Origin of the sequence: Halarcobacter sp., assembly GCF_963675975.1 — a bacterium.
GTDB lineage: Bacteria > Campylobacterota > Campylobacteria > Campylobacterales > Arcobacteraceae > Halarcobacter.
Genome location: NZ_OY780939.1, coordinates 342,286 through 360,626, shown reverse-complemented (window position 1 = coordinate 360,626; position 18,341 = coordinate 342,286). Strand labels below are relative to the sequence as shown.

Here is an 18,341-nt window from a genome sequence, read left to right as displayed (position 1 = left end):
TGTGTCAGAATTTAGATATTGTAAATTAACAAAAGAGTGGACACTTTTTGCTCCTGAACGTCTTAAAAGACCAAAAGGTTTAAACAATAAAAAAGAGGTTTATCTTGGTGAAATTATGCATGAGAAATGCCCTTTTGATTTAGGAAAAGAGGAGTTCACTCCCCATGAAATAACTAGAATTTCACAAGATGGAAAATGGAAATGTAGAGTTGTTCCAAACCTTTATAATGTTTTATCTATAGAAGCGCCTCTTCAATCTACAAGAGATAGTTTTTTTGAAAAAGCAAGTGGTTTTGGAGCCCATGAAGTTGTTATTGAAACTCCAAATCACGATAAACAAATTTGGGATTATGATTATAATGATTTGATAAACTATTTTTTAATACTTCAAGAAAGGGTAGTTAACCTAAAAAAAGATGATAGATTAGCCTACCTTTCTGTATTTAAAAATCAAGGGGAGGAAGCAGGAGCTTCAATGTCCCATTCCCATTCTCAAATTATAGGATTACCTTTTTTACCTAAAAAAATAAAAGAGAATTTTGAGTATCAAAAAGAGTATTTCAAGGCTCATAATAGAGCACTGTTTGATGATATATTATATGAAGAATTGGCCTATGGAAAAAACATAATTGCTCAAAATAGTGAATTTGTATTGTATTGTCCTTATGCTTCCTCTTTTGCCTTTGAAGTAAAAATTGTTTCAAAAAAGAGATTATCATCTTTAAGTGAATTTACAAAAAGTGATTTAAGTGCATTATGTGATATTACTAAAGAGTATTTTTCAAAATTTTATGCTGCTTTAGGTGATGTTGCTTTTAACATGATTATTAACAATGCGCCATATAAAGATTATAATGAAGAAACAAAAAACTATTTTAGGTTTAATATTGAAATAAAACCAAGAATATATAAAGAAGCTGGATTTGAACAAAATACAGATATAAAGATTAACGTAGTTTTACCAGAAACAGCAACAAAAATATACAAGGAGAGTAGATGAATATTCTGTTTGCCGCAAGTGAAATATTTCCTTATGCAAAGACAGGAGGATTGGCTGATGTAGCTTTTGCTCTTCCTGAAACATTAAGAAAACAAGGTGAAAAAGTTTATACAATTATGCCTTTATACAATCAAGTTAATAGAGATAAATTTGATATAGTTTATAATGGTTTGACTTTTGATTACTGGCTTTATGGTGTTAGACACCAATTTGATGTATTTGAAAATAAAAATAATCCAGAGGAACTTTTTATTTATAATCCTATTTTATGTGATAGATGGGGATTATACCATGATGATTTTGGAGACTTTGGAGACAATGCTTTAAGATTTGGACTTTTCTCTTATGGTGTTTTAGAAGTTATGATTCGAATGAAATTAAAAATTGATGTGGTCCATGTAAATGATTGGCAAACAGCATTAATCCCTTTACTTATGAAAACAAGATATAACTTAAAACAAAAAACAGTATTAACTATTCATAATATGGCTTATCAAGGAATCTTTCCTAAAAAAGTAATGGATGAATTAGAGATAGACTGGAATAGTTGCTTTAAGTTTGATGGCTTAGAATACTTTGATAATGTAAACTTTTTAAAAGCAGGAATCTTTTTTAGTGATAATGTTACAACTGTTAGCCAAACCTATGCCCAAGAGATACAAACACCAGCATTTGGTGAGACTTTAGATGATACATTAAGAGTAAACAGTTATAAATTAAAAGGTATAGTAAATGGTATAAGTGTGGAAGTTTTTAATCCTATGAAAGATGAATATATAGATAAAAACTTTTCAATTAAAACTTATGAAGGAAAATCTATAAACAAAACAAGTTTATGTAAAGAGTTAGGCTTTAAAGAAGAGCAAAGGCCACTTTTTATTTTTATAGGAAGATTCACTTCTCAAAAAGGTGTTGATTTAATACTTGAAGCTATAAATCTATTTAAAAGCTATGAAGCGAATTTTGTTATATTAGGTAGTGGTGAAGATATATATAACCATATGTTTGGCAACTTGGTTGGTGTATATGAAAATATACATGTAAAAATAGGTTATGATGAAGCTTTTAGTAGAAAACTTTATGCTAGTGCAGACTTTTTATTAATGCCTTCATTGTTTGAACCTTGTGGTTTAAATCAAATGATTGCAATGCAATATGGTGTTCTTCCTATTGTTTCTAAAACAGGTGGATTAAAAGATACAGTTTTAGATTTTACAGATATAAAAAATATCGAAGATTCAAAGTTAGGATTGGGAATTACATTTGATGAATATAATCTATTTTGGTTTAATCATGCACTTGCAAAAGCCTTTTCTTTATTTGGAAACAAAACAAAATTTGAAAAAATCTCTAAGCATAATATGAGTATTGATAACTCATGGATTCATTCTGCTTCTGAGTATTTAAATCTATATAAATCATAAAAGGGATAAAAATGAGTTATTTACATAAATATGAGATTGATAAAAAATATTCTACAAGTGTTGCTTATTTTTCTATGGAATTTGCAATCCATCAGGCTTTAAAGATCTATTCAGGTGGTTTAGGTTTTCTTGCTGGTTCACATATGAGAAGTGCTTATGATTTAAAACAAAATCTTATTGGAATAGGTATGTTATGGAGTTATGGATATTATGACCAAGGAAGAGATGAAGATAGATATTTAAAAACTGAATTTAGAAGAAAAAGATATTATTATTTAGAAGATTTAAATGTAACTGTTACTGTGGATATAAATGGAAAGCCTGTGTATGTTAAAGCATATTTAGTTCCAAGTGAATTATTTAATAGTGCTCCATTAATCCTTTTATCTACAGATATTCCTGAAAATGATTATTTATCAAGAACTATTACTCATAAATTGTATGATTCAAATACAGAAACAAGAATAGCTCAAGAGATAATATTAGGTATTGGTGGAACAAAGGTATTAGAAGAACTAAAATACAATCCTGATATTTATCATATGAATGAGGGACACTCTTTACCTATGGCTTTTGAATTATATAAAAAGCATAAAAATATTGAAGAACTTAAAAACAAAGTAGTTTTTACAACCCATACCCCAGAAGCAGCAGGTAATGAGGAACATGATATAAATCTTTTAAATAAAATGGGATTTTTTAGTGAAAATAGTTTAGATGAAGTTAGAGAAATCACTGGAATCACAGGGGATAAATTCTCTTTAACAGTAGGGGCATTAAAAATGTCAAAAATTGCAAATGGAGTATCAAAAATCCATGGTGAAGTTGCAAATGAGATGTGGAATTTTGTAGAAGGAAGATGTGAAATTATCTCTATTACAAACGCACAAAATAGAAAATATTGGACAGATAAAGGTTTATTAAAAGCTTTAGATGAACATGAAGATTTTGAACTTGAAGCTAGAAAAAAACACTTAAAAAGATTGCTTTTTGATGAGGTGGCAAATCAAACAGGAAAAATGTTTGACCCAGATGTATTAACAATTGTTTGGGCGAGAAGATTTGCTGAATATAAAAGACCAGGTTTATTAAAGTATGATTTACAGCGATTTGAAAATATGATAAATAATCAAAAATATCCTATTCAAATTATATGGGCAGGTAAACCTTATCCTTTTGATGCACAAGCAATAAATATTTTTAATGAGTTAAACCATATAGCTAGGTCATATAAAAATATTGCAGTATTAATTGGATATGAACTAGACCTTTCTATGAAATTAAAAAAAGGGTGTGATATTTGGCTTAATACTCCAAGAGTTACTAGAGAAGCTAGTGGTACAAGTGGTATGAGTGCTGCTATGAATGGTGCAATAAATCTATCTATTGCAGATGGTTGGCATCCAGAATTTTGTAAAGAGGGAGTAAACTCTTTTACGATTCCAACAGAAGGAAGAGGATTAGCTATTGAAGAGCAAGATAGATTAGATAATAAAAACTTGATGGATGTTTTAGAAAACAAAATCATTCCATTATATTATGATGATAAAAAAGAGTGGTTGAATGTAAAGAAAAGCTCAATTTCAGATGTTATTCCAGCATTTGATTCGGGTAGAATGGTACATGAATACTACACATTAATGTACAATAAATAGAAAAAAAGGGGTAAATAAATGGGATTAAATGAACTTGCAGGAAAGAAAGCACCAAAAGAGATTTTAGAAAACATACCAAAATTAATAAGTGATTATTATGTAAAAGTACCAGATGTAGAAAATCCAGCTCATATGGTTAGTTTTGGAACTTCTGGACATAGAGGTTGTGCTTCAAAAAATAGTTTTAATGAAGAGCATATTTTAGCTATGGCTCAAGCTGTTGCAGAATATCATTTAGAAAAAAAGCATAGCCAACTTTTTTTAGGTATGGATACCCATGCCTTATCTATTCCAGCACATAGAACTACCCTTGAAGTTTTAGCTGCAAATGGTATAAAAACATATTATGCAAAAGATTTTGGATACACACCAACTCCTGTAATCTCTCACGCAATTTTAACCCATCAAAATAGTGACGGGATAGTAATAACTCCTTCACATAATCCTCCTAGTGATGGGGGATTTAAATATAATTTTAGTGATGGTGGTCCAGCTGATGAATCTATTACAAAGGTTATTGAACAAAGAGCAAATGAGATTTTAAAAAATGATTTAGAAGATATTCGAGTAATGGATTTGGAAGAAGCTTTGGAAACAGGTTTTTTAGTTGAATATGATTATATAACTCCTTATGTGGATGATTTAAAAAATGTAATTGATATGGATGCCATAAAAGTTGCAAACCTAAAAATTGGTGCAGATGCTATGGGTGGTTCAGGGATGGCTTTTTATAAAGCAATAAAAGAAAAATATGATTTAAATATGGAAATTTTTAATGATACTCCTGATTTCACATTTTCATTTATGCATTGCGATAAAGATGGAAAGATAAGAATGGATTGTTCTTCAGCTTATGCAATGGCTGGACTTATAGATTTAAAGGATAAGTTTGATATTGCATTTGGAAATGATACAGACTTTGATAGACATGGGATTGTAACAAAAAGCAAAGGTCTTTTAAATCCAAATCATTATCTGTCTGTAGTGATTGATTATTTATCAAGAAATAGAGATTTTGATGATTTAGGAGTAGGAAAAACTTTAGTTAGTAGTTCTATGATTGATAGGGTTGTAAAAGATAATGGTAAAAAAGTATTTGAAACACCTGTTGGGTTTAAATGGTTTGTTAAACCTTTTATAAAAAAAGAGATATTTTTTGGTGGAGAAGAGAGCGCAGGGGCGTCTTTCTTGAGAAAAAATGGTGAAGTTTGGAGCACAGATAAAGATGGAATTATTTTAAATCTTTTAGCTGCAGAAATCTTAGCTAAAACTAAAAAAGACCCAGGTGAATATTATGATTCATTAATAGAAAAATTTGGTGAACCAGTTTATGGACGACTTGATGCTCCTGCAAATGTTGAGCAAAAGAAGGCTTTGAAAAATTTAAAACCTGAAGATATTAAACAAGAAAGTTTAGCAGGTGAAAAAATAGAAAATATATTAACAAAAGCAGACAATGGTGCTGCAATTGGTGGCCTTAAAGTTGTAACGCAAAATGGTTGGTTTGCAATAAGACCTTCAGGTACTGAAGATATTTATAAAATTTATGCAGAAAGTTTTAAAGGAAATGAACATTTAAAACAGATTCAAGAAGAAGCTCAAGAAATAGCAAATAGCATATTTAGTAATCTTTAGTTAGTAGTTTTATACAAGGATTTTTGTATAATATAAAAATATATTAATATTAGGAAAAATTATGAAAACAGATTCGGAAAGTTTGATAAAAGAGAGTTTGAAAAATGAAAATGATTTTTCTAGTGCTTCCCATGTAGTTGATAATTTTGCATCAGAAGCAAAACCTGCTCAAGAAGAGTTTGAAATACCAAGTAGATATAATAAAGATACTTTACGAATTATATTGGTTAATACTGAAAAATATTTTGTGTACTGGGAAGTTAGTGATAAAACACTAGATAATGAAAAAATTAATTTAGATAATGAAAAGTTATATTTTAAAATAGATGATATTAATGGAAATGAATTATATAGTTTTGATTCTTCATTTGCTTTAGGGGATTATTATATAAATTCAAAATTTGGAGATATGGATATTTTAGTTAGAGTTGGTGTTATGGAAAATGGTAGTTTCAAAGAACTATTTAGCTCAAATGTAATTCATACATTTTCATCAAAAATCAATTTCCCTAGTCAAGAAGAATATGAAGCTTTATTAAGCAAAGGGTACAGTTGGAGTGAGATTATTAGAACAACAGTTGAGCACTTTGATTCAGTAGGTTCTTCATCAAAATATGTGGAAGAATTGGAAAGACTAAAAACATTTATTGAAGAGAATGAGAAAGAAAAAGTAAGCTCTTCTACAAATTTAAAAGGAAATATAAATGGTTAAAGGTTATTGGGTTCCAGTTTTACACTCACATCTACCTTTTGTAAAGCATCCTAAATATGAAAACTTTTTAGAAGAGCATTGGTTATTTGAAGCAATTACAGAGTGTTATATACCTTTATTAAAAAGATTAAAAAAACTTGAGGATGATGGGGTTAATTTTAGACTTACTACTTCAGTTACACCACCTTTAGCTGAGATGTTAGCAGATGAACATCTAATGGGAAAATATAGAAAATATTTAGATACTCATATCGAACTTGGAAATAAAGAGATTGAAAGAACAAAAAATGATGAACATTTTCATTCAATTGCAAATTTTTATAGGGATTTATTTGTTGAAACAAAAGAGTTTTTCGAAGGTTTTCTAGCAGGAAATGTACTAAATGGATATAAACATTTTTATTATAATGGAAGTTTAGAGGTTATCACTTGTGGTGCAACCCATGGATATCTTCCAATTTTAAGTGTAAATGAACATGCAGTTAGAACACAAATTGATATAGCTGTAAAAGCTCATCAAAAACATTTTGGGAAAAAACCAAATGGTATTTGGCTTCCTGAGTGTGCTTATTATGATGGTTTAGATAAGATTTTAAATGAAAAAGGGATTAAGTTCTTTATTGTAGATTCCCATGCTTTAACTTATGGGCGACCAACCTCATTAAATGGAGTTTATGCTCCAACTTATACTCCAAATGCAGTTGCTGCTTTTGCAAGAGATGCACAATCATCAAAACAAGTATGGAGTTCAAAAGAGGGTTACCCTGGAGATTTTAATTATAGAGATTTTTATCGAGATATTGGTTATGATTTAGACTTTGATTATATAAAACCATATATTAATCCAGATGGAGTTAGGGTTTTTACAGGTTTTAAATATCATAAGATAACAGGAACAACTGATTATAAAGAGGTTTATAATCCTTGGATTGCACAAGATAAAACAAAAGAACATGCACAAAATTTCCACTTTCATAGGGAACAACAGTTTGATCATTTAAATAAACTTATGGATAGAACACCAATGGTTGTTTCACCTTATGATGCGGAATTATTTGGACACTGGTGGTTTGAAGGTCCTGAGTTTTTAGCTAATATGTTTAGGGAAATAGATAAAAATAAAACTATGAAAGCTCTTACTCCAATGGAGTATTTAAATATGTATCCAAAAAATCAAATTGTAAATCCAAACCCTTCTTCTTGGGGTGATAAAGGGTATTATGATGTTTGGTTAAATGAGGGTAATGATTGGATATATAGACATCTTCATGAGATGGCTGATGTGATGGAAGAAAAAGCAAAAGAGTATTTTAATACTAATGATGAAAATATATCAAGGGTATTAACTCAAATGCTAAGGGAGCTACTTTTAGCACAAAGTAGTGACTGGGCTTTTCTAATGACAACAGCCACAGCAACAGAGTATAGCGAGAATAGAACAAAAGAGCATATATCAAATTTTAATGAATTACTTGGTATGATAAACAGCAATAACATCGATTTTGAAAAAGTAAATTCTTTAGAGAATAAAAACTCTATTTTTGATTTTATTGATTTTAGAATATTTATTACAAGTTAAGGTAAATTATTATGATAGCTGTTTTTAATGCAATTACTAATATTGCAGAAGATATAGAAAAAAATGTATTTGTGGATTGTGAAAGTTTTTTAGAAAGAGGTCTTTCTGACAAACAGATGCATGATAGTGTACACAAATATTGTTCTGAGGTTATACAAAGAGAACTTAAAAAAGTTAAATCTGTACATGGATTTATTGGAAAAGATAAAAAAGAATACACAACTATTAATGAGGGTGGAAAATATAAAATAAGTTATGTTGCAATTGATAACTTAGATTTATTAGATGTGAATTTTTCATTAGGTTCAATTTTTGGAATTTATGAAACTCATATGGATGCATTTCACTTAAAAGCTGCAATGTATATAACTTATGGTCCAACTTTCCAATTAGTATTTGCATCTAAAACAGAGGGTGTAATCTATTTCTCTTTTGAAGATGGAGAGTTTATAGAACAAGATCCATTAACACTTGGAAAAGAAGGAAGAATCAATTCAACTGCAGGATTAGTACCTGAGTGGACTGATGAACATAGAAACTTAGTTAATAGTTTTTTCAACAAAGGTTATAGACTTAGATTCTCTGATTCATTATCTTTAGATACTCACCAAATATTATTTAAAAAGGGTGGAATCTATTCTTCACCTTCAACTAAATCTTTCCCTGATGGAAAATTAGAAGTGATTTTTGAAGCTTTCCCTATCTCATATATTATTGAGCAAGCAGGTGGTAGAGCTATTAGTAGAAAAGGAAGAATTCTTGATATGACTAATGTTGAGATTAGTCAAAAAACACCTATTTATTTTGGTTCTACAACTGAAATTCAAGCAGTAGAAGACTCTTTTATATAATCAAAAAATAGAAGAGACTTTATTGTTTCTTCTATACATCTCTCATAATCTTTTTTATCTTTAATCTCTTCAAAACTATTTGTTAACATTGAATAAACTTCATAAGATGGTTGTTTGTTATATAAAGTATTTATCATAGTCATTAATGTTTTAATGGTAATGTGATGACTTAAAGACGATGAAGAGTTATGCTCTAAAGAACAAGCCAATTTATACTGATTTTCTTCGGAATATGAAGCATCTATAAATATAATACTTTTTGCTTCTTTTAATTCTAAAGATAATTCAGGAGTTAATTGAAAAGTTGAGATTAGTTTTGTATTCTTTAGTTTAAACTTTTGAAGAGAAGATAGCACATCTATTCCAAATGCATCTTCTCCCCTTAATTCATTGCCAAAACCAACTATGATTAACAACTTATCCTCTTTTGATTGTTTCTATTATATTTTTATTATAATCTCTTATTTCTATATTAGAAGATACAATTCCTAGTGCATGGGTTGAGCAACTTAAACATGGGTCAAAACATCTAATAACTGCTTCAACTCTATTTAAATCACCATCTTTTATATTCTTCCCATCTACAAAAGTTTGGGCAACTTGTTTTACCCCTTGGTTCATTGCTAGGTTATTATTTCCTGTAGCAATGATTAAATTCACTCCTGTAATTATCCCATTGTTATCTGCTTTATAATCATGGAATAAAGTTCCCCTAGGTGCTTCAGAACATCCAACACCTTGATTTCTATTGATATTTGCATGGGCTCTTATTTGTGAATCTAGGGTTTGTTTTTCATTTAATAGTTCTTCTATTCTTTCAATAGCATAGATAATCTCAATTAATCTTGCATAATGGTAGTAAAATGAGTTTAATACAGGCTTTCCATTGTTTAGATTTTTAAACCTTTCAAATTCTGTATCTGCTAAAGGTGTGCCACATTTTTCTGCAACATTTAATCTTGCAAGAGGTCCAACTCTATACATCCCTTTTTCATATCCAAAAGGCTTATAGTATGGAGATTTTAAAAAACTATCCTCTTCTACTGCTTCACCAATATAATCTTTATAATCTTTTGGATCAATTTTATCTGCTAAAACATTACCTTCACTATCTATAAATTTTAATAAGCCATCATAATGTTCAAGTTTTCCTTTTTTATTAACTATTGACATAAATAAAGATGGAAAGTTAGCAAATGAATTTATCTCTTTTTGAAACTTGTGAAGATTTTGAACATAGTATTTTAAAGTATTTTGAGCAATCTGCATAGCTTCAGGGATTTGCTCTTTGATACTGTCTTTTGTTTCTTCACTTATCTCATGGCTAACTCCTCCTGGTACTATCCAAGTTGGATGGATTCTTTTTCCCCCTAAAGTTTCTATAATCTTTTGACCAAAAGCCCTAAGTTTTATCCCATCTTTTGCCATCTCTGGATTAGTTTGCATTAGTTTAAAGATATTTCTATCTTCAGGTTTTGCATCAAAACCATAAACAAAATCTGGACTACTTAGATGATAAAAGTTTAGAGCATGAGATTGGATTATTTGTGCTAAGTTTATTATTCTTCTTAAGTTTCTAGCTGCCTTTGGAGGTCTAACTGCCAAAAGATTATCACAAGCTTTTGATGATGCAATAGCATGACTTACAGGACATATACCACAAGTCCTAGCAGTAAGTGCTGGCATCTCTGTATAAGGTCTTCCTTCACAGATTTTTTCAAAACCTCTGTATTGGGTTACATGTATTCTTGCATCTTCAACTTGTTTTTTATCATCTAAATCTATTGTGATTTTAGCATGACCCTCTATTCTTGTAACTGGACTTATTACTATTTTTTCACCCATGATAATCCTTTATATCCCAAATCTTGTATATTTGCTAACATCAACTTCAACACCTTCTATAAGACCTTTTAATACTTCATAAATAGCATTTGCAGGAGTAGGACATCCTGGTACAAAATAGTCTATATCTACAGCTTCATTTAAAGGAATAACTTTTTCTAAAAGTTTTGGAACAATTTTATCAGGGTATTTCCCTTTGTTTAAATCAGCTAAATCGAAATAACCCTTTTCTAATGCTGCATCAGTTCCTGCAAGATTTTTAAGAGTAGAAACATTCCCTGTAATGGCACAATCTCCAAGTGCTAGGATTTTCTTAGAGTTTTTTCTAATTTTATTTATGATTTCTAAATCGTGGTCAGTACTTAGTGCTCCTTCTACAATAAAAAGGTCTATATTTTCCGGTACCTCTTTTGCATCTACATAGGGACTATAAACCACATCCATATATTCAGCTAATTCAATAATTCTTTCATCCATATCTAAAAATGACATATGACAACCTGAACATCCATCAAGCCAAATTGTTGCAACTCTTATTTTTTCAGTAGGTATCATTTGTTTTTCCTTGCTTGAATTAGGTTAGTTACTATATTTTTCTTTTTAACCATCTCTGTAGCACTTAAGCCTTTTTCAAAAAGTGAACCAGTTGGACAAACTTGAACACATTTTCCACAACTAGTACAACTCTCACTATCGGCCCAAGGTTCATCCATATCATGAATAATCTTAGCATCTATTCCTCTACCAAACAGATCAAGAGCATGAGCACCTTCCACTTCATCACAAACTCTAACACATCTTGTACAAAGAATACATCTATTTGGATCATATACATAATCTTTGTGGGAAGCATCAATCTCAAAGTTTTTATGGATATAAGGAACATAACTATGTTCAAGGCCTAATTCAATAGCTTGATTTTGAAGTTCACAGTGACCATTTGAAACACATACACTACAAGTATGAGTTCTTTCTGCAAAAATCATTGATAAAACCATTTTCCTATGAGATTGAAGTTTTTCTGAGTTTGTTGTAACCTCCATCCCCTCTTTTATTTTTGAAGTACATGCTGGAATTAAACCTTTAGCTCCTTTAACTTCAACCATACACATTCTACATGAACCAACACTACTTAGCCCCTCAAGAAAACAAAGGGTTGGAATTTTTATATTGTGCTCATTTGCAACTTCTAAGATAGTTGCATCTGATCTTCCTGTAACATCAATATCATCTATTTTAAATGTTTTGACTCTAACTTTATCTTTAAGCATCTTTTATCCCTTCTAAGTATTCATTTTCAAAATATTTAATAGTACTTAATACTGGATTTGGAGCTGTTTGACCAAGCCCACAAAGACTAGTGTCTCTTACTACTTCACACATATTTTTTAATAATTCATAATCACTTTTAGTTGCATCTTTTTTTATAAACTTATCAAGTAGATTTTTTAATTCTAAGGTTCCTACTCTACATGGAACACATTTACCGCAAGATTCACTTTGACAAAAATCCATAAAAAATCTTGCAACCTCTACCATATTAGAGCTGTCATCCATAACAATAAGTCCACCACTTCCCATAATAGAACCTATAGATTTTAAAGATTCATAATCAACTGGAATATCAAGTAGTTCTTCTGGAATACATCCACCACTTGGACCTCCTGTTTGGATTGCTTTTAATTTTTTCCCTTCACTTAGCCCACCACCAACTTCATAAATCAGTTCTCTTAAAGTGATTCCCATAGGCACTTCAACTAATCCTGTATTTTTAATATGTCCTGTTAGTGCAAATACTTTAGTACCAGGGGATTTTTCTGTACCTATACTTTTAAACCATTCACCACTGTTTCTAATAATAGGTGATATATTTGCAAAGGTTTCTACATTGTTTAGTACTGTTGGTGATTTCCACAAACCATAATCACTTAAGTGTGGTGGTTTTTGTCTTGGGTTTCCTCTATTTCCTTCAATTGATGCAACTAATGCTGTGGCTTCACCACAAACAAATGCTCCACCTCCAAGTCTTACTTCTATATCAAAGCTAAAACCACTATCTGCAATTTGATTTCCTAATATACCTTTTACTCTTGCTTGTTTTATGGCTTTATTTAGTTTTTGAACAGCAATTGGATATTCAGCTCTTACATATATAAAACCTTTTGTTGCTCCACAGGCATATCCAGCTAAGGTCATCCCTTCAATAATTTTGTGAGGATCTGCTTCCATAATCGCTCTATCCATAAAAGCTCCTGGATCACCTTCATCTCCATTACACACAATATATTTTTGTTCAGCTTCAACTTTTGCTACAGTTTCCCATTTTAATCCAGTAGGGTAGCCACCTCCACCTCTACCTCTTAAACCAGAAATTTTAATCTCATTTATAACTTCTTGGGGAGACATGTTTTCAAGTGCAGTATATAAAGCTAAATATCCATCATATGCAATATAATCATCTATATCGTCAGGATCTACAATTCCAGCATTTTCTAAAACAATTTTTTTCTGACTAGTAAAAAAACTTTGTGTAACATCACACTTTTTATCTTTTATTGGAGTTTGTTTGTTTAAGGTTTCAATAAAGCTATTTGAACTATCTGAAGTCATTTTACTATAAATAGAAGCTGAATCTTTTACTTTGTGATAATGAGAAACCATAATTGCTTCTGAGCACAAACCACTACACCCAACACCTTTGACTTTACATCTTTCATCTAAACCATTTTCTTTTACATCTTTTTTTAAATTTTTTAAAAGTTCTTCAGAACCTAAAGAGCAACAACCACTTCCCACGCAAACTCTTAGTTCTTCATGGGAATTTCTTTTTAAATCTCTTTTTTCAATAGCTAATTTTTCTAAGTCTTCTAATGAATCTAACATTTTATCAACTCCTCAGCTTCTGTAACAGCTTGTTCAATTTCTAAATGACCAACTGATTTATTATCATAAACGGCTATAGGAGCTAAGGAACATGCTCCCACACATCTTGCACTAATTAGTGACACTAAATTGTCTTTTGTTGTTTCACCAGCTTTTATTTTAAATCTTTCTTCTAGACGTTCTAGTATTTTATTTGCATTTTTTATATAACAGGCTGTTCCCATACAAACTACAATTGTATGTTTTCCTTTTGGTTTAAGTCTAAAATAATGGTAAAAAGTTGCGACACCATACACTTTTGAAAAAGGAACTTTCAATCTTCTTGCAATAAATTTTAGTGTTTCGTTTTCAAGATAGCCAAAACTCTCTTGGGCAGTATGTAAAGCTTCAATTAAAGCACTTCTATCATAATTTAACTTTTTCATGGTTTTTTCAACCATCTTATAACGAGAATCATTAGGTATAGTTGCTAGCAAAGTAAATCCTTTCATGATTTAATACGTATATTATATATGGTTTAAGTTTCAATAATATTACGAATATGTATATTTATTATAAATAGTTTATATTTTAATAAGCTTAAGCAAATTTTAGGATTTAAAGTATATTGAATTTTAAAAAAAGTGTTAATTATAAGCAAATCTTATGCAATATTAAGGATAAATTTATCTAATTAGCGTTATTATTTCCTTGATTAATTTCATGCATATCTATTGAGTATCATAAGTAACTCTTATGGTACTCTTTTTTTTGTATTGTAATAAGTGCAAAATCCCACACTAAATTTATTGCTAATCCTAGAAAAAAAGCTATTAATACATTCATACTAAAAATTTCTCTTTCTTTCACAATGTTTAAAATTATTGTACCTAGAGGTAAACTCCAAATAAAAAAGTACATACAAAGAATTTTAACTGAAATTTTAACTTGAGGTTTGACAGTATACATTTTTTACTCCTTAAAATTAGGAGTCTCAGTGAGGGCATAATATAAAGTGTGCAACCCGACTATCTACTTGAGACTCGTGGCTTTCCGTCCCTAAATCACTTTAGGTTTGGCAAGTTTTTTATAAGTTTATCAAAAAAAATTATTTTTGTAAAGAAAAAATTATAAAACAAGTACTTTTAGTATTATTTTATATATTTTGTATAAAAATATATATGTGGACAATTATTTTTAATTTCTAAAGTTTTAGTTTCGATTTTTTTATATATAAAATTACAAGTGTTAGTGTTTTTTATTGATGGGTTAGTATATAAAAGTCCAGTACATAGAGTATATGTATCTTTTAAAGTATTGATTTCATGGGCAATTATATAATATGGTATCACTTCATCTTTCATTTTATAGTGCAAGTAATTTGAACCTAAAACTGTTAGTGTAATCAAACTTAAAAGTATAAGTAATACAATTTTTATCGATTTTTTTATTTTTAGTCCTTTTATATTAATTTTATTAATTTATCAAAAAAGTAATAATAAGTTACTGATTTTGTTTGAATATAAAAAGTAAATAATGCTCAAATATTCCCTTATTTGAGTTGATATTAACTGTTTATTAACTACTTATAAGTATAATAATTTTATTTTTTATCCAAAAGAGGTACATATTAATGTTGAAAAAATCAATATATTTATTTTTTATAGTTACAATTTTTATATTCACAGGCTGTGTAAAAAAAGAGACACAATTAAGTTTAACAGATTTAAGTGATACAAAAGAGAATATAGTTGGTACAACAATACATGATGCCGTAAGAATTAATGATTTAGAATTAGTTAAAACTTTCATAAATAAAGGTATAGACTTAAATAAAAAAGATAGATTTGGTTATACACCTTTGCACCTTGCAGCAAGATTCAATCATTTTGAAATAGCAAAATTATTAGTTGAAAAAGGTGCTGAAGTTAATACAAAAGATAAGTATGGAGATACCCCTTTAATAGACTCTGCAAGAAATGGTTACACAAATATTTCAAAACTTTTAATTTGTAATGGAGCAAATAGAGATACTTTAGACAAATATGAGATGTCAGCACTACACTATGCTTCAAAGACAAATGATGTATATATCTCTAAACTTTTAAGAGCAGATGATATTGAAGCTATTTGTTCAAATAAAGAAGAGGTAGAAGTTGAACCTAAAGAGCAGTTCTATAATCTAATTACAATAGATGATAATGATGTAATTAATGACAATACACCAAAAATATGTGGAAATATAATTGATTCAGATGTAAAACAAGTACAAATAACATTTGATGGTGGAAAAACAGTAACAGAAGCACAAATTAAAGATAATAGATGGTGTGCACAAGTTGAAACAAAAGTTGAAAATGGTACATATAATGTAATGGCTATGGCTATAAACTCTGCTTCTCAAAGAGGAAAAGTAGAAGATGAATTAAAAATTTATGTGATAAATGAATTATATGATGTTTTAAATGATGAGTTTAAAGATGATTTTGCAATATGGAATGCTGAGCTAGATGAAGATACTTTAACTTTCAGATTTAAAGACCCAGCTATGATGTTTACAAGAGGAAGTAGTAAAATAAATGATAGATATAAAGAGATACTAAACCAGTTTTTCCCTAAATATGTAAATATGTTAAAAAATTACAGTAATGAAATTATTAACATCTATGTGGAAGGTCATACTTCATCAAGATATAGAACTGCTCCAACTCCTGAGGAAAAATTTGAAAAAAATAAAATTTTATCTCAAAAAAGAGCTGATGCTATTTTAGAATATTTGGAAGGAATAAACAATTCAATAGTTTTAGATAATAAAGATTTTATTCAAAGTACTTTTGTTCCTGAAGGTAAATCATCTTCAGAAGTTATTTATAACAAAGATGGAAGTGAAAATTTTGAATTATCAAGAAGAGTTGAATTTAGAATAGAAACAAGATAGAAAAAGGTGCTATATGATAAAGACTGTAGAAACTCTTTTTGAAGATATTAGAGGGGCTTTATCATATAATAAGCCTTTTGTCGCAACTAACAAAAATAAAATAGATTTTGACCCTAAAATCTCTCAAATATATATAACTCTTTTTCAAGAAGGACAAAGACCAATTAGGTGGGGCTCACGAAAAAATACCCTTGAAGAGAGTATCAATAGGGTTATTTTTAAACTAAGAACAAATCAAAACTTTACAAAGTTTAATCTTTTGGATAAATCTAAGTGCCGCATACTATTTGAAATAGTAACTAAAGAATATCCATGCAACATAAGAAATTTAACAACAATGAAAATGAGTTCTCCAAATAGGTTTGAGCCAGGAATAAATGGCTTAAAATGGAAATATAAAAATATTTTGCACTATTTTATGCCAACGGATGCCTACACAAAATCGATTATGAGTGTAAATCAATTATTAAATTTTCTTTCAAAACAATGTGAAGTTGCAAAAAGAACAAATAAAATAAGTGAACGTGTTCATCTAATGAGAAGAGAAGATATTGAGTATACTTTTGTAGAATCAAATGCTTATGTAAGTTATGAAGATCAAGTATTAAAACTACAAAGAGGATATCCTCTGCCAGCTGAATTTTCTAAAGAAATAGTTTATGATAAAACTATTAAAAGTGTTAATTGGTTAGTAAAAAATATGAATGATGATGGGAGTTTTTTATACTTTTATGATCCATATAAAAATACAATAGTTGATGATATGCATCCAAATATGCTAAACCCTTTATACAATAATATTTTAAGACATAGTGGTGGAACTATAACACTACTTAGAGCTTATGAATTAACAGGTGAAGAAAAATATCTTACAAAAGCAAGAGAATCAATTGATTTTTTTATCTCAACTTTTAAAGAAGAAAAGATAGATGGGCAGTATTCTTGTTTTCCTTTTTTTAACAAAAAATCAAAACTAGGTGGTGCTGGAATAGGACTTGTATCTTTAATGCATTATTATCTTAATTCAAAAAGTGATAAATATAACAAATATATGGAAGGCTTAGTAAGACATATACTTAGTAGAATAGATGATGAGGGTGAAATGATAGGTTATTATATCCATCCAAAATATAATGATGGCAAACCTATAATTAATCCTGATGATGAAACAAAAAAAGAGTTATTCTCTTTTTATTATCCAGGTGAAGCTCTTTTAGGTCTCGCTTTATACTATCGACATATGAAAAATATTGATGAAAAGTTTAAAGAAGAGATAAAAGAAAAAAGTGAAAAAGCTTTAGATTTTTTAGTTGATATTAGGCCTACAAAATATGATTATCTGTTTGAACCTTTACCAGCTGATGCATGGCTTATGCAAGCTATTGAAGAGTGGGTAAAAGTTGATGCTTTAAAAAAACAAAGCTATATCGATTTTGTATTTAATGATACAAAACAGATGTTTAATCATATGTACACAGAATATAATACTTTAAAAACAAATAAAGATTATATAGGTGGGTTTTTTTACCAATTTGGAGATCATGTTTACCATGATGCCTCAAGATGCGAAGGTGTTGTTAGTGCTTATTATTTAGCTAAATATTTAAAAGATGAAGAAAAAGCATCTTGGATTATGGAGCATATGTTATTAAGTGCTGAAGGTTTGATGAAAACTTTTCATGATGAAAAATCAAATTATTGTCATGTAAATCCTAAAAAAGCATTACATAGTTTTAGGTTCAAATTAACTAGACAATGGGTAAGAGTAGATTCTGTACAACACGCAGCTTGCTTTTTTGCAAGATTATTAAAAGTATTAAAATAGTTTATGAGAATGAAG

Annotated in this window: 16 protein-coding genes and 1 riboswitch; of the genes, 9 read left to right on the top strand and 7 right to left on the bottom strand. The window is 29.3% G+C overall.

Annotated features, from left to right (window positions below; all coding sequences use genetic code 11):
• Nucleotide 1: 1 nt before the first annotated feature.
• The 7 genes from galT (at nt 2) to ACKU3H_RS01630 (ending at nt 8,856) form a co-directional block, all read left to right on the top strand.
• Entirely contained in the window at nt 2-1,000 is a 999-nt protein-coding gene (gene galT, locus ACKU3H_RS01660) for a galactose-1-phosphate uridylyltransferase (RefSeq protein ID WP_320035244.1), read from the top strand.
• Nucleotides 997-2,424, top strand: a complete 1,428-nt coding sequence (locus ACKU3H_RS01655) for a glycogen/starch synthase (protein ID WP_320035243.1) — start codon at nt 997-999, stop codon at nt 2,422-2,424. Before galT ends, ACKU3H_RS01655 begins: the two co-directional genes overlap by 4 nt.
• Before the next feature lie 11 nt (nt 2,425-2,435).
• Nucleotides 2,436-4,079 (top strand): alpha-glucan family phosphorylase, encoded by a 1,644-nt coding sequence (glgP, locus tag ACKU3H_RS01650; protein WP_320035242.1) that lies wholly within the window; start codon nt 2,436-2,438, stop codon nt 4,077-4,079.
• A gap of 18 nt (nt 4,080-4,097) precedes the next feature.
• Nucleotides 4,098-5,714, top strand: a complete 1,617-nt coding sequence (gene pgm, locus ACKU3H_RS01645; protein WP_320035241.1) for a phosphoglucomutase (alpha-D-glucose-1,6-bisphosphate-dependent) — start codon at nt 4,098-4,100, stop codon at nt 5,712-5,714.
• A gap of 61 nt (nt 5,715-5,775) precedes the next feature.
• Complete coding sequence (locus ACKU3H_RS01640) at nt 5,776-6,426, top strand: DUF4912 domain-containing protein (RefSeq protein WP_320035240.1); 651 nt, start codon at nt 5,776-5,778, stop codon at nt 6,424-6,426.
• Entirely contained in the window at nt 6,419-8,005 is a 1,587-nt protein-coding gene (locus ACKU3H_RS01635; protein ID WP_320035239.1) for a 1,4-alpha-glucan branching protein domain-containing protein, read from the top strand. Before ACKU3H_RS01640 ends, ACKU3H_RS01635 begins: the two co-directional genes overlap by 8 nt.
• A gap of 11 nt (nt 8,006-8,016) precedes the next feature.
• Nucleotides 8,017-8,856 (top strand): hypothetical protein, encoded by an 840-nt coding sequence (locus tag ACKU3H_RS01630; RefSeq protein ID WP_320035238.1) that lies wholly within the window; start codon nt 8,017-8,019, stop codon nt 8,854-8,856.
• On the opposite strand, the gene ACKU3H_RS01625 is transcribed toward ACKU3H_RS01630, so the two are convergent.
• From ACKU3H_RS01625 to ACKU3H_RS01595, 7 genes are all read right to left on the bottom strand, one after another.
• Entirely contained in the window at nt 8,829-9,272 is a 444-nt protein-coding gene (locus ACKU3H_RS01625; protein WP_320035237.1) for a hypothetical protein, read from the bottom strand. The two genes, ACKU3H_RS01630 and ACKU3H_RS01625, sit on opposite strands and share 28 nt — an antisense overlap.
• A gap of 1 nt (nt 9,273) precedes the next feature.
• Nucleotides 9,274-10,701 carry a Ni/Fe hydrogenase subunit alpha gene (locus tag ACKU3H_RS01620; RefSeq protein ID WP_320035236.1) on the bottom strand — a complete coding sequence of 476 codons (1,428 nt, stop codon included), beginning with the start codon at nt 10,699-10,701 and terminating at the stop codon, nt 9,274-9,276.
• Between the two features lie 9 nt (nt 10,702-10,710).
• Nucleotides 10,711-11,256 carry a hypothetical protein gene (locus tag ACKU3H_RS01615; protein ID WP_320035235.1) on the bottom strand — a complete coding sequence of 182 codons (546 nt, stop codon included), beginning with the start codon at nt 11,254-11,256 and terminating at the stop codon, nt 10,711-10,713.
• Nucleotides 11,253-11,972 (bottom strand): bidirectional hydrogenase complex protein HoxU, encoded by a 720-nt coding sequence (gene hoxU, locus ACKU3H_RS01610; protein ID WP_320035234.1) that lies wholly within the window; start codon nt 11,970-11,972, stop codon nt 11,253-11,255. Before hoxU ends, ACKU3H_RS01615 begins: the two co-directional genes overlap by 4 nt.
• Nucleotides 11,965-13,584: an NADH-ubiquinone oxidoreductase-F iron-sulfur binding region domain-containing protein gene (locus ACKU3H_RS01605; RefSeq protein ID WP_320035233.1), complete on the bottom strand. Its 1,620-nt coding sequence runs from the start codon at nt 13,582-13,584 to the stop codon at nt 11,965-11,967. Before ACKU3H_RS01605 ends, hoxU begins: the two co-directional genes overlap by 8 nt.
• Nucleotides 13,578-14,060 (bottom strand): bidirectional hydrogenase complex protein HoxE, encoded by a 483-nt coding sequence (hoxE, locus tag ACKU3H_RS01600; protein ID WP_320035232.1) that lies wholly within the window; start codon nt 14,058-14,060, stop codon nt 13,578-13,580. Before hoxE ends, ACKU3H_RS01605 begins: the two co-directional genes overlap by 7 nt.
• 518 nt (nt 14,061-14,578) lie before the next feature.
• Nucleotides 14,579-14,653: riboswitch (cyclic di-GMP riboswitch) on the bottom strand.
• A gap of 61 nt (nt 14,654-14,714) precedes the next feature.
• Nucleotides 14,715-14,939: a hypothetical protein gene (locus ACKU3H_RS01595; RefSeq protein WP_320035231.1), complete on the bottom strand. Its 225-nt coding sequence runs from the start codon at nt 14,937-14,939 to the stop codon at nt 14,715-14,717.
• A 257-nt stretch (nt 14,940-15,196) separates the two neighbouring features.
• On the opposite strand from ACKU3H_RS01595, the gene ACKU3H_RS01590 reads away from it, so the two are divergent.
• Both ACKU3H_RS01590 and ACKU3H_RS01585 read left to right on the top strand, forming a co-directional pair.
• Nucleotides 15,197-16,501 (top strand): ankyrin repeat domain-containing protein, encoded by a 1,305-nt coding sequence (locus ACKU3H_RS01590; protein ID WP_320035230.1) that lies wholly within the window; start codon nt 15,197-15,199, stop codon nt 16,499-16,501.
• 13 nt (nt 16,502-16,514) lie between these two features.
• The gene (locus ACKU3H_RS01585; protein ID WP_320035229.1) at nt 16,515-18,326 is read left to right on the top strand and encodes a protein containing Six-hairpin glycosidase-like domain protein; all 1,812 of its coding nucleotides are present in this window, start codon (nt 16,515-16,517) and stop codon (nt 18,324-18,326) included.
• Nucleotides 18,327-18,341: the final 15 nt, after the last annotated feature.